At 57.2% G+C, this 14,003-nt stretch carries 15 protein-coding genes; 2 read left to right on the top strand and 13 right to left on the bottom strand.

What is annotated here, in order from left to right; translation table 11 throughout:
- Window positions 1-99: 99 nt before the first annotated feature.
- From nrdE to nrdH, 3 genes are all read right to left on the bottom strand, one after another.
- Window positions 100-2,250, bottom strand: coding sequence for a class 1b ribonucleoside-diphosphate reductase subunit alpha (nrdE, locus tag A3EC_RS0106555; protein WP_018024384.1), 2,151 nt, complete (start codon window positions 2,248-2,250; stop codon window positions 100-102).
- On the bottom strand, window positions 2,243-2,716 hold the full coding sequence (gene nrdI, locus A3EC_RS0106550; protein ID WP_040428360.1) for a class Ib ribonucleoside-diphosphate reductase assembly flavoprotein NrdI: 474 nt from the start codon (window positions 2,714-2,716) through the stop codon (window positions 2,243-2,245). The genes nrdE and nrdI overlap by 8 nt, the downstream gene beginning before the upstream one ends.
- 99 nt (window positions 2,717-2,815) lie before the next feature.
- Window positions 2,816-3,049, bottom strand: a complete 234-nt coding sequence (gene nrdH, locus A3EC_RS0106545) for a glutaredoxin-like protein NrdH (RefSeq protein WP_018024382.1) — start codon at window positions 3,047-3,049, stop codon at window positions 2,816-2,818.
- Window positions 3,050-3,370: 321 nt separating this feature from the next.
- Between nrdH and A3EC_RS11645 the strand changes: the two genes are divergently transcribed.
- Window positions 3,371-3,946: a VOC family protein gene (locus A3EC_RS11645; protein WP_083879980.1), complete on the top strand. Its 576-nt coding sequence runs from the start codon at window positions 3,371-3,373 to the stop codon at window positions 3,944-3,946.
- Here A3EC_RS11645 and ykgO read toward each other — a convergent pair.
- Window positions 3,943-4,065, bottom strand: a complete 123-nt coding sequence (gene ykgO / locus A3EC_RS0106535; RefSeq protein WP_003857945.1) for a type B 50S ribosomal protein L36 — start codon at window positions 4,063-4,065, stop codon at window positions 3,943-3,945. The two genes, A3EC_RS11645 and ykgO, sit on opposite strands and share 4 nt — an antisense overlap.
- Before the next feature lie 170 nt (window positions 4,066-4,235).
- Between ykgO and nadE the strand changes: the two genes are divergently transcribed.
- Window positions 4,236-5,090: an ammonia-dependent NAD(+) synthetase gene (nadE, locus tag A3EC_RS0106530; protein ID WP_018024380.1), complete on the top strand. Its 855-nt coding sequence runs from the start codon at window positions 4,236-4,238 to the stop codon at window positions 5,088-5,090.
- A gap of 32 nt (window positions 5,091-5,122) precedes the next feature.
- Here the strand turns inward: nadE and A3EC_RS0106525 are convergent, their stop codons facing one another.
- The 9 genes from A3EC_RS0106525 to A3EC_RS0106480 all read right to left on the bottom strand — a co-directional run bounded on the left by A3EC_RS0106525 (window position 5,123) and on the right by A3EC_RS0106480 (window position 14,000).
- Window positions 5,123-5,872, bottom strand: a complete 750-nt coding sequence (locus A3EC_RS0106525; RefSeq protein ID WP_018024379.1) for a fructosamine kinase family protein — start codon at window positions 5,870-5,872, stop codon at window positions 5,123-5,125.
- A gap of 21 nt (window positions 5,873-5,893) precedes the next feature.
- Complete coding sequence (locus A3EC_RS0106520) at window positions 5,894-6,316, bottom strand: pyridoxamine 5'-phosphate oxidase family protein (protein WP_018024378.1); 423 nt, start codon at window positions 6,314-6,316, stop codon at window positions 5,894-5,896.
- Window positions 6,317-6,328: 12 nt separating this feature from the next.
- Window positions 6,329-8,029, bottom strand: coding sequence for an MFS transporter (locus A3EC_RS0106515; RefSeq protein WP_018024377.1), 1,701 nt, complete (start codon window positions 8,027-8,029; stop codon window positions 6,329-6,331).
- A 420-nt stretch (window positions 8,030-8,449) separates the two neighbouring features.
- Entirely contained in the window at window positions 8,450-8,839 is a 390-nt protein-coding gene (locus tag A3EC_RS0106510; protein ID WP_018024376.1) for a hypothetical protein, read from the bottom strand.
- A 432-nt stretch (window positions 8,840-9,271) separates the two neighbouring features.
- Complete coding sequence (locus A3EC_RS0106500) at window positions 9,272-9,625, bottom strand: hypothetical protein (protein WP_018024374.1); 354 nt, start codon at window positions 9,623-9,625, stop codon at window positions 9,272-9,274.
- A gap of 5 nt (window positions 9,626-9,630) precedes the next feature.
- Complete coding sequence (locus A3EC_RS0106495) at window positions 9,631-11,001, bottom strand: peptidoglycan DD-metalloendopeptidase family protein (protein ID WP_018024373.1); 1,371 nt, start codon at window positions 10,999-11,001, stop codon at window positions 9,631-9,633.
- A gap of 79 nt (window positions 11,002-11,080) precedes the next feature.
- On the bottom strand, window positions 11,081-11,731 hold the full coding sequence (locus tag A3EC_RS12465) for a carbohydrate-binding protein (RefSeq protein ID WP_018024372.1): 651 nt from the start codon (window positions 11,729-11,731) through the stop codon (window positions 11,081-11,083).
- A gap of 15 nt (window positions 11,732-11,746) precedes the next feature.
- Entirely contained in the window at window positions 11,747-12,907 is a 1,161-nt protein-coding gene (locus tag A3EC_RS0106485) for a hypothetical protein (RefSeq protein WP_018024371.1), read from the bottom strand.
- Window positions 12,900-14,000 (bottom strand): hypothetical protein, encoded by a 1,101-nt coding sequence (locus tag A3EC_RS0106480; protein ID WP_018024370.1) that lies wholly within the window; start codon window positions 13,998-14,000, stop codon window positions 12,900-12,902. The genes A3EC_RS0106485 and A3EC_RS0106480 overlap by 8 nt, the downstream gene beginning before the upstream one ends.
- Between the last annotated feature and the right edge of the window lie 3 nt (window positions 14,001-14,003).

Genomic DNA, 14,003 nt, shown 5'->3' with positions numbered 1-14,003 from the left:
GCTTATCGACGCTCACAACCCTCTCCTTATATATAGGGATTCAATAAGTTCAAAATATGGACAAAGCCGGCACCGGAAAACAGTGCCGGCGCTTTGCCGTTACAGCATGCAGCTTACGCAGCCTTCGACTTCCGTGCCCTCCAGGGCCATCTGGCGGAGACGAATGTAGTACAGCGTCTTGATGCCCTTGCGCCATGCGTAGATTTGCGCACGGTTAATGTCACGCGTGGTGGCAGTGTCCTTGAAGAACAAGGTCAGAGACAGGCCTTGGTCGACATGCTGGGTCGCAGCGGCGTAGGTGTCAATAATCTTCTCGTAGCCCACTTCGTAGGCGTCTTGGAAGAATTCCTGGTTGTCGTTGTCCAGGTGCGGCGCTGGGTAGTACACCCGCCCAATCTTGCCTTCCTTGCGGATTTCAATCTTCGAGGCAATTGGGTGGATCGACGAAGTCGAGTTATTGATGTACGAAATCGAACCGGTCGGCGGAATGGCCTGCAAGTTGCGGTTGTACAGACCGTGCTGTTGGATCTGCTCCTTCAGTTCCACCCAGTCCTGCTGAGTTGGCACATGTACCGAGGAGTTGTCGAAGAGTTCCTGCACACGGGCAGTCTTCGGCTTCCACTCTTGGTTGATGTACTTGTCAAAGAACTCACCGGTGGCGTACTTCGACTTTTCAAAACCGTGGAAAGTTTCGCCGCGCTCCCGAGCAATCTTGTTAGAGGCCTTCAGCGCCGCATACAAGGTGCTGTAGAAGTAAATGTTGGTGAAATCGATGCCTTCTTCGCTGCCATAGTGGATGTGTTCCCGGCCGAAGTAGCCATGCAGGTTCATCTGCCCCAGACCAATAGCGTGCGCCATCTGGTTGCCGTGGCGGATGGACGGAACCGAGTCAATGGAGGTCTGGTCCGTCACTGCCGTCAAGCCGCGAATCGCCACTTCCACGGACTTTTCAAAGTTCGGCGAATCCATGGCCATCGCCACGTTCATCGAGCCGAGGTTACAAGAAATGTCCTCACCCACGGTCTTGTAGCTGAGGTCAGCGTTGAATTCCGATGGGGTGGAAACCTGCAGAATTTCCGAGCACAGGTTGGAGTGGGTGATCTTGCCTTCGATTGGGTTCGCGGCGTTCACGGTGTCTTCGTACATGATGTACGGGTAACCGGACTCAAACTGCAGCTCAGCCAAGGTTTGGAAGAACTGGCGGGCGTTAATCTTGGTTTTGCGGATGTGGTCATTTTCCACCAGCTCGTCGTAGAGCTCGGTGACATTGATGTCCGCAAATGGCTTATCGTATTCGCGCTCCACGTCGTATGGGCTGAATAGGTACATGTCGTCATTGCGCTTAGCCAGGTCAAAAGTGATGTCCGGAATGACAATGCCGATGGACAGCGTCTTAATGCGAATCTTTTCGTCCGCGTTCTCCCGCTTGGTGTCCAAGAAGCTCATAATGTCCGGGTGGTGCGCATGCAGGTACACCGCGCCAGCACCTTGACGTGCGCCAAGCTGATTGGCGTAAGAGAAGGAGTCTTCCAGCAGCTTCATCACGGGGATGACGCCAGAGGACTGGTTCTCAATGTGCTTAATTGGTGCACCCTGTTCACGCAGGTTCGACAGCAGCAGCGCCACACCGCCGCCGCGCTTGGACAGCTGCAACGAGGAGTTGATCGCCCGGCCAATCGATTCCATATTGTCTTCAATGCGCAGCAGGAAGCAGGACACAGGTTCGCCGCGCTGTGCTTTACCGGAGTTCAGGAAGGTTGGGGTGGCTGGCTGGAAGCGACCCGCCAGAATCTCATCGACCAGTTCTCGGGCTAGGGTCTCATCGCCGTCGGCCAAGGTCAGTGCAACCATGCAGACGCGGTCTTCGAAGCGTTCTAGGTAACGCTTGCCGTCAAAGGTTTTCAGGGTGTACGACGTGTAGTACTTGAAGGCACCGAGGAATGTCTTGAAGCGGAACTTCTTGTCATAGGCCTGCTTGAACAGGTCCTTGACGAAGTCGCGGTTGTACTTATCCAGGATTTCGCCGTCGTAGTACTTGTTCTCTACGAGGTAGTGCAGCTTTTCTTCCAGGTCGTGGAAGAACACGGTGTTTTGGTTAACGTGCTGCAGGAAAAATTGGCGGGCCGCCGCGCGGTCTTTATCAAACTGGATCTGACCATTGTCGTCGTACAGATTCAGCAGCGCGTTCAGCGCGTGGTAGTCGAGTTCGTCTTCTGGCAGGTGTTCGACGGTGTTACCGGTGCTAGCCAACCTTTTTCTCCTTGTTTTGTGTCACGTTCGGAAGGTCCAACACTCCGGCCTCCCGAAGTTCTGCTTCAAATTGCAAGATACCCTCGCGGCACCTTGCGACGTCTTCTGGTGTACCCATCAGTTCGAATCGATACAGGTACGGCACGCGTGTTTTTCCGGAGATAACGTCTCCGGCAATCCCAAAGTCGGTGCCAAAGTTCGAGTTTCCAGAGGCGATAATTCCTCGCAGGTAGCTGCGATTGTCTGGATTGTTCAGGAACTGAATCACTTGTTTCGGCACCGGCCGCGAGTTCTGCCCGGAAATCGATGCCCCACCACCATAGGTCGGGGTAATCAGCACGAACGGTTCGTGCACTTCAAGTTCGCCGTCAATGCGCCGCAGCGGAATTCGTTGCGCCGGCAGATTCAGCTTCTGCACGAATCGGTGGGTATTTTCGGTAGTACTTGAGAAATAAACTACAAGCACCGGCATCAACAGCTTTCGCGTCTAGTGGTGGTTACTGCTTCTGTTTACTTGTGGTTGCGGTTTTCCGCTTTTTGACGAAGGGGTGGCCCCTCGACCGAACTAGGCAGCTAGAGCCTGCAGAGCCTTAATGCGGTCTGGACGGAAGCCAGACCAGTGGTCTTCGCCGGTTTCTACAACTGGTGCGGACAGGTAGCCCAACGCCATGACGTAGTCGCGAGCGTCATTGTCTTCGCTGATGTCAACGACGGTGTAGTCGAGGCCGGCACGGTCGAGTGCGCGGGTGGTCATGGTGCACTGCTGGCAAGCTGGCTTGGAGTAAACGGTGATGGACATGGCGCTCCCCTTGAGAAGTGTGATTCGGCTACGAGTATCAGATTTTTGAGGGCAAATCCGACTCTCAAGCCCGCTTTTCCGCCTTTAGAGGCAACAACGAAAACACTACACTTAGGGGTTGAAAAGGTCTAGTCACACTACATGTAGTAGTTACACTCATGATATTCCCAGCTCGTAACTTACGCGGCCACTACATGTGGTCACATGAGTGTCATTTGAAGCCAGATTTAGAGTCCCAAACGTGTAACTTCCGGCAAAAGTTACCTAGTGTTCACCAAGTCACACTGGTGTGAGACCGAGTTTCCAAATAGTAGTGAAGCCATGTCGAGCCCTCAACACATCGCCCCCTCCATCCACCCAGACGCCGAGCAGCGCCTGAACGATACGTGGACCAGACTCGTCGACGGCGGGCATGTCCTCATGTCACTTGGCGAATACCCGCTCATGCAGCGCTACGGTTGGCTCGCCGACCGCTTCGGCGTGTGCTGGCAACTCGCCCTGACGACCCCAGAAGGCGATCCGCGGCCTTTCATCACCCCGCAGTTCCTATTTGTTGGCGAAAGCCCTCAAGCCGACGCCGCAATCAGCAAGTACATTGTGCTTTTTGACGGCGATCGAGGTGTTACGCATCCAAATCCGGAAGTATCCGGTGCACTGATGTACAGCGATTTCCAGCTTGCTGGGCAATGGTTCGTAGCGACCGATGGCGGTCCTGACCACACATTCATGTTCAATCAAACAGTGTCCCTCCAAGCGTTTGTGGACAACCAAACGAAGCTCGACCATCTGTGGTCTGCGCTGTCAGCTCACCCTGAAGCGGAGCGTAACCGTCAAAAGCGCAAAGAAAAACGGCCACTCGGAAACCGAGTGACCGTTAATCCTAGGAACTTTTCTTAGCCCTGGCGAGCCTTGAAGCGTGGTTCCTTCTTGTTGATGACGTAAACCTTGCCGCGGCGACGGACAACCTGAGCGCCCGGCTTGTTCTTCAGCGACCGAAGGGAATTGCGAACCTTCATCGGGCGCTCCTTTCCGTAATTCATTGCCCAAAAGCGGGCAGGCCGATGCGCTACGAAATCCATCGTAGAAACCCACAATGGATCGAGCGCTATAACACGAGTGTCCAGCATAGTCGACGGTCCGGCCGGAACCAAAACCGCTGTCTGACCGGCGACGTAGACTTGGCGTCATGACCGACAAACCAGAAACACGCACCGAATCAGATACTGCAGCCGCTATTAGGACTGCGCTGCATGTACAACCAGAAATCAACGTCGTTGATGAAATCACCCGACGCGTTGACTTCCTCGCAGAATACCTCCGCACCACTAACCTCAAAGGCTATGTGCTTGGCATCTCCGGTGGTCAGGACTCTACCCTGGCTGGACGACTATGCCAACTAGCTGTCGAGCAGGTCCGCTCCGACAAACCGGCATCTGATGTGCAGTTTGTCGCCATGCGCCTGCCATACGGCACACAATCTGACGAAGCTGACGCCCAAATGGCATTAGAGTTCATCCGCCCCGACCAGACGCTGACCGTCAATATTCAAGAAGCGACTGATGCCATGTCTGCGGCAGTCGCTGGCCAACTGGACCGCGCTGAACTCGGCGACTTCAACAAAGGCAACGTCAAAGCCCGCCAGCGCATGATTGCGCAATATGCTGTCGCGGGAGAACTTGGGCTACTTGTGGTGGGCACCGACCATGCCGCCGAGGCAGTCACCGGTTTCTACACCAAATTCGGCGATGGGGCATGCGACGTGGCGCCGCTCACGGGGCTGACGAAACGTCAGGGCGCGGCGCTGCTCGCTGAATTAGGTGCGCCGCCTCGGGCATGGGAGAAGGTTCCGACCGCAGACCTCGAAGATGACCGGCCAGCGCTGGCTGATGAGGAAGCACTGGGAGTGCGGTACGTCGATATCGACAATTACCTCGAGGGTGAAGGTGAGGTTTCTCCGGAAGCTGCCAGCACCATCGAAGGGCACTACCGTCGCAGCGAGCACAAGCGTCACTTGCCGCGCAGCCCGTTTGACACGTGGTAACTGGCCACTAGCCCCAAGCCGCCGTCCGGTTCTTAACCAATGGCGGCAAGGGTGTCTTTCGCACAGCGGATAAGTTCGCTGCCATAGCCGGGGCCGTGCGTTACCGCATGCACAGCCAGGGGGTGCAGCTGATGCATTGGAATGCGGCGGCGCCAGCCCTCCCGCAACGGCGTGTGCTGCTGGTATCCCGCGACAATGTCATCCAGAAACGGGGCACCAAATAAATGGAGCATTGCTAGGTCGGTCTCTGGATGGCCGCCGTGCGCTGCTGGGTCGATAAAAGCGGGGCCGGTATCGCCGAAAAGCAGGTTGCCCGACCACAGATCCCCATGGATGCGGGCCGGTTCCCCTACCCAGTCATGACTACAGATTGCGGCGCATGCAGCGTCGACAAGGTCATAGCCGCCGAGGCTCAGATTGCCACGACGCACCGCAGCCTCCGCAAAGGGCAACACTCGTTGGTGCACATAGAATTCCGCCCAATTATCCGTCGGGCGGCAGAACTGGAACTGCGTGCCAATGTAATTCGGGCCGTCCCAGCCAGGCGGTGGTGCGCCGAAAGCCTCGGCGCCAGCTGCGTGAATTCGAGCCAGCTCAAAGCCAGCTGTGCGCGCTAAGTCGGCAGTCGGTGGCACCTGGCGCACAAGAGCGGTTTCAATCATGTGGTCGTCAACAAGCACAACCTCGACCACGGCGCTGCTGGCCTCGCGCAGCCACCGCAACCCGGCAGCTTCAGCGCGCGCGGAGTCCGGCTCGGCGGGGCGTTTCCGGAAACTAGTCATGAAACCGCACCTGCATGCAGATTAGTAGCGCTCCGGCTCCGCGCCGAGCTGGAAACGACGACCAGACACGGTGTCCGGGGTGATCTCCACGTAGTTGTACTTCAGGGTTGGAATCCACGGCTTCAGCGGCAGGGTGTCTGCCTTCTGAATGTCCTCGTTGCGGTCCAAGATACGTGCGTGGCCCTTCACAATGACGGACCAAGCCTGGTCATTTTCGTGCTCGTCAGCCTCAAAGAGGACCTGCTCGTTCAGAGCAACGGTGAACAGCTTGGAGCCTTCAGCGGAGCGCAAGTAAATCTTGCCTTCGCTGACGACAAAGTTCACTGGGTACAGGTCAAAATCGTTGGTCAGACGAACTACCAAGCGGCCAAGCTGCTGGGTGCCCATCAGTTCCAGGGCAGCGTCTGGGGTCAAAACTTCTACTGGGTTCTCGATATCAGCCATGGTTCTATTCTGTCACTCTTTCGCATTCTGTGGGGTGTCCTGTGGCTTGGCGGCTCCCCCCGCTCCCGGTCGATTCGGGTCCCGGGAGACCTGAAGGACTCGCAACGCACCAATGAAGCCCAACATCAAGAAACCGGCAGCAACAAACAAGGACACCTGGGTTGCGGAAGCAAAACCATCAGACAACGCACGGATTGCAGTGTCCGTAGCACCCCCAAACGGGCTATGCCCGCCCTGACCACGCAGGATGGCAATCGTGGTGCCCGCGGTTTGGCGGGTCGATTCCGCGAAAGAATCTGCCACCTCGCCAGTTAAATTGGCATTTTCCAGGGCTTTCGGCAAGGAATTAGCAAGCGCCACCGACAGCGTTGCACCCGCCACTGCAGTCCCCAGCGCCGAACCAATCTGCCGCACCGTGCTTTGGGTCGCCGACGCTTGACCAGATACTTCCACCGGCGCGTCCTGCAACACCGTGCCCGTCAACTGCGCAGACGCCAACCCCAAACCAAGGCCGTAAAGCACCAACGGCGCCGCAGCCATCCAACCACTGCCCTCACCGCTGACGGTCAGCGCCAACCAAACCGCACCGACCATCTCAAGGCCAAGACCAATCAGCACTGTGCCCGGGGCACCGAATTTGGCTGCCAAGTGGCGAGCCGCCGCCCCAGACGCGAAAGCGCCGACTGCCATTGCAGCAAGCACAAACCCGGTGTTGAGCACGGAAAGGCCCAAGACATTAATGAGGTACAGCGGTAGCACGAAGATGATGGCGAATTCGCCGATTGCGACCATTGCAGCGGTCAGGTTGCCCCAGGAGAAGGTTGGCAGCCCGAACAGAGACAGTTCCAGAAGTCGGGAGCGTTGCACGCGTTCGCGGTGGATTTCCCAGCGCACAAACAGTGCCAGCGCGATGGCCGACACGATCAGTGCAGTTGGAACTGGGGAAATCGGGGCGGATTCCGACCAGGTCCACGGACCAATGGTCAGGGGCGCTTTCTGACTCCACCAGCCCAGTTCTGGGCCTTCGATAATGCCGAAAACCAAGGTACCGAAGCCGATGGCGGACAGCTGCGCGCCGTCAACGTCAAAGCCCGGCAGATCCGATGGGGCATTGGTTTCGGTGACCGTGAAGAAGCCGACAATAAGGACAATCAGGCACAGCGGCAGGTTAACCAAGAAGATCCAGTGCCAAGATGCGAATTGGGTCAGCGCGCCACCTGCCAACGGACCAATTGCGGCGGTGCCCGAGATGACCGCACCCCACACGCCGAATGCAGCGGCGCGGTACTTACCGCGGAACGTGGCGTTCACTGTGGATAGCGTGGACGGCATAATCATGGCAGCGCCGACGGCTTGTACTGCGCGGGAGGCAATGAGCGGCGCGGCTGAACCGGAAAGCGCGGCTAGTCCACTGCCGAGCGCAAAAATGACTAGGCCAAGAAGAAAGAGGCGTTTGCGGCCGACGCGGTCGGCGATTTTGCCGGTGGATAGCAGTAGCGCCGCGAGCAAAACGGCGTAAATGCTGTTCACCCACTGAGCATCAGTGAGATTCAGGTCGATACTGCGGATAATGTCCGGCAGCGCAACACCCACAATGGTGCCGTCCAAAACAATGAGGCCGAGGCCACTGGCGAGGACCGCCAGTGCACCCCAGTCTTTTGGCGTGGGTTTATGGATGGTGTCTGCGGTTTGTGGTGCCGACAACGTGTTCACCTGCCAGTCCTGTATTGGGTTTGTTCAAAAACGTCATCCCTATAATAGCCCCGTAGGTGACACACTGTCACTAAAAAGTGACGAACGGAATTACCCGGAACACCTACCCGGCATCCACGCTCCAGTTCACACCAAAACGGTCACGCAGCATGCCAAAGAGCGCACGCCCAACCATGGCCACCCGAACATAACAAAACCCCAGCTCCCGGGCGGGAACTGGGGTTTGACCTGTGGAGCTAACGGGGCTTGACGAAATGCCACCATTGGCGCAGTTCAACGCCCGCTTGTGCATTTTATGCAGCAGTTCGTGCCAAATTCGTGCCAAATCAGGGCGGTGAAAGAGCGCTTTCCAGGCCGGAAATTTGAATGAAAAAGAGCCCCCACTAGGCAACGATGACCTAGTGGGGGCTCACGCATTTTTCAATTGTCTTTGGACGGCGGGTTCCTAGCATTTGCTTCCAGCAACTCACGGATCCGGGCTGCACGCGGAATCTTCGGCGGTGGCGGTTTCGCACCAGTGCGCACCCACTCCTCCAACTCCTCAAGCGGCTGCACCATCGACTCCAAAGCTTCGAAAAGCGAACTTCGCCGCCGGCGCTCCAACTCCAAGCGCTTCTCCATGTCGCGCTTCCACGTCTCCTGTTCCCTCTGCCAGGTCTGCAGATGATCAATCCGATCAGCCTGCCCCTGAATCAGCGCGCGCAAATTCTCGCCCTCGACTTCTTCTTTGCGACCACGCAGCAGCAAAATCGCGCTGATCACAGACACGACCCCACCGATCAGCGCGGCAAGAACAGTTTGGTCAGTCATCCAACCACGCCCTTTTCTGGAGGCCTATCCCTTCCGAGAAGCACTGCTCGTGACAGCAACAGAACCGCAAAGGTAGCGTAGGTCGTCGCAGACAGCCACGACCTACTCGATTCGTCTACCAAAAAGACGGTTGCCCACCACGCGAACACCCCGGATAGCAACGCCCCGCCAACCGACCGGGCCACGCGAATCATCTTTCGGTTGCCCAAAGGAAAAGCTCCGACCGTCAAAAGCACAGCCGGCACTCCCCACAGCAATTCAATCCCCCAATCAGTTGGAAGTATCTGCGCTGTCAGGGCCAGCTGCTTCGGGGTAAATCCCCAATAGGCAATCACCCTGCTCCAGGCGAACACTGCCCAAAACGCAGAGATTTTCCTCGGGGTCGGCTCAACTACATTTGCTAAGCACCGCCCGAAATCTGACGTCTGGCATCTACCGGTCATAGGCCTGGCCGTTCATCAAATCTCGCATGCGTTTCAACGCATCATTTTCTGCAACCCCTTCAACTGGGGCCAGGTCTCGGACCGCATCGCGGTAACCTTCCTGCCGAGCGTCTTCCACGTCCTGGGTCGTCGCCGGGTCATCAGAGCCGCGCTTTGTCTTCACAGAGGAGACCCCCATGCCGAAAGCACTAAGAATCGGCACCAACACCACGAGAAGCTTCTCAATGACGTCAGTGAGTGTCTCTGCCTGCTCCGAGGTGAGCACCCCGTACGCCGCCAGCACAGTCAAAAGAGCAGAAAGCACCGCATAAATGATGCGACGCCACTTCGTTGCCTGGTCCATTTGTGTCACCGTCCAATCTCTCGGGCGACAGCTTCCGCCGCCACCTGGTGTGGGTCGAAACCCATTTTTGCGATCAGGAAGTCAAGCTTTGCCTCAATGCGGAAATTCCGTGCGTCATTCCACGCGATGAATTCCGACACCTTTGGCCGCTTCCCTGGGTCAATCTGTGACTGAATCCGTGTGTCCATGCCTAACGCGAGTCCTTTCTTTGGTGAAGCCCCTGATGGAGCCTTCGTCTTTGGGTGAAAAATCTTTGCCAGCTCTGAACGAGCGCCCTTGAAAGCGTTGACGTCGACGGCTTGGCCTGCGACCAGACCATTCGACCCGAACTGCAGCAAGTCGGGCTTGCGGTCGCCTAACGGGTAGCTCCAGCCGCGGTGGTTCGCCCCGCCATCCGCCTCATAGATGTTGCGGGGTTGACCTGTGGCGTTGCGACCATAATTCGAGCACCACAAGTGACCAAGCCCGCTCATGGAAGGCTCACCGCCACGCATGTGCTCCCAATACCACGCCCCCGAATAGATTCCCGGGACGTGGTAGCCGCGGCGCTCCAACTCACGCTTCGCCGACCACACGTCACCGCCAGACAATAGCTTCGCGCCAGAGCGTGACACAGACTCCACGTCAATCCACACGCCCAGGTCTCGACGCCCGCCCATTTGCCGGTCAATGACATCGACCTGCTGGCTAATCGTCGTGCCCTCGCTAGGTGCGCGAAGATACCAATAGGTGGCGACCAGCAGACCATTGTGCTCTGCATCCGCGAGATGTGACTTGAAAAGCGAATCCACATGCGTGCCGTCACACAGCCGCAGAATCACAAACTCCATCCCCTCGGCCTTAGCCTTCGACAATGGAAAATTACGTTGGTGCTCGGAAATGTCGATGCCGAAGATTGTTCCTGCCAATGGTGTCTCCTTCTCTGCAGGCTGGGCATTCCCGCCCGGTGACGGTTTGCCCTGCAGCCACACAGCCGGGTCCTGGTGACTCCCACCAAGACGGCCGGGGCTTCCCCACACCTCAAAATGCAGATGCGGACCTGTTGATTGGCCCTCATTTCCGACGACACCAATCTGCTGACCGGCGCGCACTCGGTCACCTGCTTTTACGAGGATGCCTTCGTGGTCGACGTGGCCGTAGATGAAGTCTTTCCCGCAGCTTGCTTGGCAGTCGATCCAGATCCAGGAGCCGAACCCTGCGACGCTGCCTTTTTGGCGATCGTTGCCCTGGACTACGACGCCGTCGGCGACCGCATAAAGTGGTGTGCCGATTGGTGCGGCGAAGTCGATTCCGGCATGCATCGTTCCCCAGCGTTGGCCGTAGCCGGATGAGACGCGGTAGGTGCCGCTTTTCATTGGGTGGAATGTTTTGGTCATGTGCGTTTCTCCTTTCTGTGGGTTGGGCATAAAAAATGCACCCGACGTGGGTGCTTACGTCTTTTTGCTGGTCAAGCAGCTATCCAGCTGCTGGCTCGGTTCGCTTCCACATCATGTGGGCGTTCAGAGGAGTCCAGCCCGGCGCGGAAAAGTGGTCTTGCTGCGCCTGGTAGGTGTTTCCGTTATAGGTGACGGTGTCGCCAGCTTTGTAGCTTCGGTTGTCGGTGTATTCGGGTGGCTGTGGTGTTGATGCTTCGGCTGTTGGTTCTTCGTCTGCTGGTGGCTCTTCGTCAGCAGTTGGATGCTCTTGGGCTTGGTCGTCTGGTGTCTGTGTTTCCTCTGTCGGGTCTGGTTCAGGTTTTGGTGTGATGTCCCGCCAAACCCGGTTGTCGATTCCGGTGGCTCCTGGCTCCCAGTGGTTGAGGTGTGGATGTGTGGACTGCCAGACACGGCCATCGTGAGACACGATGTCGCCGTGGCGGTACATAGCCGAGTGGTCGGTGCCTGGGTTTGCCCAGGCTGGGATGTCATCGAGGTTCTCTGGAAGGTGGTCTGGATCGGACAGTGCGTCGGGCAGTGGGAGCTTTCCGGCGTCTTGGAGTTCTTTGACGACGTTGGCTTGGGCTTGTTCCACGTGTGGCAGTGCGCGGCGACGATCTTGTTCTGCCAAGACCGCGCGCAAGTGAGCATCGAATTGTGTTTTGGTGAGTGTTTGCAGGTTGATGTTCATAGCATGTCCTTTTACCTATGGTTCGGTTTTCCAAGTCAAGATCGGGATGATGGCGCCGCCTTGTGGATTGCTGTATGTATAGCTGTATGAGAAGGACCCGGTGTCGTAGTCGGTATCCGTCCATTCCTGACACCAGCCGCCTCTTCCGATGTTGTTGACGGTGATGTTGATGTTTTCGGGGAACGCGCGGGTGAATGTGAGGTTAGACCTTGAGCCTGTTCCGTTTGGTTGCAGTGCACCTGCGCCTCCCGCAAGGGTCAACTGCTTGAGAACAGTTGCTGTGCCGTTGGTTCCAACACGTCTTTTTGAGGTTCCGTTTGCCCCTGCCTGACCAATGGTGACTGGATATGAGCCTGCGCCGATGGTCATGGCGTCTGATAGGCCTGGTTCGCCGTGAGAGTCGGTGTCGTAGTAGCTGCCTCCACCGCCTCCGATTGCGATCGCAATGGCTTGGGTCTGGTCTGGTACGACTAAGAGCCCAGGTTCTCGAATTGGTGTTTGAAGCATCACCCCCAGCTGCATCGCGGATTTGACAAATCCAATCTCTTTTTTCGTTGTCGGTGTGGGAAAGTCTGTGAGGTCGTTGCCGTCGGCCTTCGCCGTGACGTCACTTTGCGTTTCACCCAGCCGAACGATGCAGTGCCCAGTCGTGGAAACTGTGCCTTCTCTGACGATATTCTCGGAGAGTGTGACGGCTCCGCCATTGGTCTTTGTGTCCACTGCGGTGCCATTAATCCATAATCGACTGCGAAAGCCGTACCAATCCTTTCCTGTGGAGAAGTTCACGTAGACACGGTTGGTTGTGAAGTCGCTCGGCACAGTGCCTTGCAGCTTCATCGACGCTTTGCCTGACCTATCCGTGTCCACTTCCACTCGAATGGTGTCCGCGTCACGGGAAAAGTGGATTCCCCTCCAATGGGCCTGGTCGCCCGGCGCGAGGTCAAGCCCAATGTGGTTGGTTTTGGTGTTGGTGGTGAATTTCGTTGATGAAGGAAGCTCGTTGCTGGAGAACAGTCTCTCGGTGACCTGGTTTGCCCAGGGGAGCATGTATGCCCACATATCGGCGACGAATTGAATGCCGCTGGTGAAGACTAAGTCGCTGCCGTGATATAGCTTTGTGACTTCCCGATCGCCGATGAATAGCCGGTTGACTCGGGAAGAACCAATGTTAAGCATCGTCGACCACCGCATACCAGGTGTAGGGGGCAGGGTCGTCCGGAAGTTCAGAGACGACGTGAATCTGCCAGGTTTGCTTTTCCACCGACTCAACACGGGCGACGGCACCATCGACCTTCTCGTCCATTTCCTCTAGTCGCTGAGTCATTCCTGCAATGACGCTGCTGTCAGCCTTCCGGGTTAAGTCCTGGGACACATCGTGGATCGTGTTCTCCATTTGTGACACTGCCTGGGCAATTGCGTTTTCAACGTCGGTGATGGTTTTTGGTTGGCCATCTGACAGCCACCGGTTTTTCGCGTCGGCAGCGATTTTGCGGACCTCTTCGACTTCTTCAGGATGCACACCGTCGGCAGTGGCCTTCTCGGCGGCGTCCTCTGCTCGGCGTGCGGCCTTCTCCACGTCAGCTGCCATGGTTGTTATGTCAGCAAGGGTTTTCGTCGTCTGCTTTGACAACGTCGTCAGTGACTGGATTTGGTCCTGAGCTTGCACCACCGCGATGGTGACCTCGCGCGCTGTCGCGGAGGTCGCTTCCTGAGCTTCATGGGCGTTGGTTGCTGACTTGTCAGCATTGTCGGCTGCGGCGACGGTCTCTTCTTTCAGCCGACTGACAGTGTTGGCGGTGTCCATCACTGTCTCCTGTGCCCGGTGGACCTGCTGATTGAGCTCGGTTATTTGGTTTCTTGCGGTTTGCGCGTCCTGGGCTGACTTTTCAGCTGCTCGCATGTGCTCGGCGGTTTTGCTGACCCACTGGCCAATCTGTTCCTGCAGAGCGCCCAGTTCTTCTGCGGTTTTGCCGTCCACTGCGGCGCCCGCTGCGGCAGCGGCCTCCAAGTCGATGTCGGTGTCGCCGACCAGCAACGGAATTGCTTCCAGAGTGGTGGGACGCCCAAATCCGACATGCTGCAGTGCCATCACAGCGGGCCCCGGCAGCAGTTCAAACTCGACATGCCCGTTTTCCACTGGGATGGCCTCTGTCTGTGCGGTGACAATTCCGCCACTGTATCCCCTTGTTTTAGCCGCACGCACTCCGACAGAGACCACGCTGTCTGGCCTGTCGGTCACGGTACGCAACAGTCCTGAAACTTTTGGCATGAC

The organism is Corynebacterium ulceribovis DSM 45146, from assembly GCF_000372445.1.
In the GTDB taxonomy this organism is placed as follows: Bacteria; Actinomycetota; Actinomycetes; order Mycobacteriales; family Mycobacteriaceae; genus Corynebacterium; species Corynebacterium ulceribovis.
The sequence above is the reverse complement of the archived record's forward strand: the minus strand, read 5'-3'. Positions and strand labels throughout refer to the sequence as shown.

Bases quoted from the DNA above. Each gene is read 5' to 3' on its own strand.
- nrdH (WP_018024382.1), bottom strand. From the start codon at position 3,049: ATGTCCATCACCGTTTACTCCAAGCCAGCTTGCCAGCAGTGCACCATG.
- A3EC_RS11645 (WP_083879980.1), top strand. From the start codon at position 3,371: ATGTCGAGCCCTCAACACATCGCCCCCTCCATCCACCCAGACGCCGAG.
- ykgO (WP_003857945.1), bottom strand. From the start codon at position 4,065: ATGAAGGTTCGCAATTCCCTTCGGTCGCTGAAGAACAAGCCGGGCGCT.
- nadE (WP_018024380.1), top strand. From the start codon at position 4,236: ATGACCGACAAACCAGAAACACGCACCGAATCAGATACTGCAGCCGCT.
- A3EC_RS0106525 (WP_018024379.1), bottom strand. From the start codon at position 5,872: ATGACTAGTTTCCGGAAACGCCCCGCCGAGCCGGACTCCGCGCGCGCT.
- A3EC_RS0106520 (WP_018024378.1), bottom strand. From the start codon at position 6,316: ATGGCTGATATCGAGAACCCAGTAGAAGTTTTGACCCCAGACGCTGCC.
- A3EC_RS0106510 (WP_018024376.1), bottom strand. From the start codon at position 8,839: ATGACTGACCAAACTGTTCTTGCCGCGCTGATCGGTGGGGTCGTGTCT.
- A3EC_RS0106500 (WP_018024374.1), bottom strand. From the start codon at position 9,625: ATGGACCAGGCAACGAAGTGGCGTCGCATCATTTATGCGGTGCTTTCT.
- A3EC_RS0106495 (WP_018024373.1), bottom strand. From the start codon at position 11,001: ATGACCAAAACATTCCACCCAATGAAAAGCGGCACCTACCGCGTCTCA.
- A3EC_RS12465 (WP_018024372.1), bottom strand. From the start codon at position 11,731: ATGAACATCAACCTGCAAACACTCACCAAAACACAATTCGATGCTCAC.
- A3EC_RS0106485 (WP_018024371.1), bottom strand. From the start codon at position 12,907: ATGCTTAACATTGGTTCTTCCCGAGTCAACCGGCTATTCATCGGCGAT.
- A3EC_RS0106480 (WP_018024370.1), bottom strand. From the start codon at position 14,000: ATGCCAAAAGTTTCAGGACTGTTGCGTACCGTGACCGACAGGCCAGAC.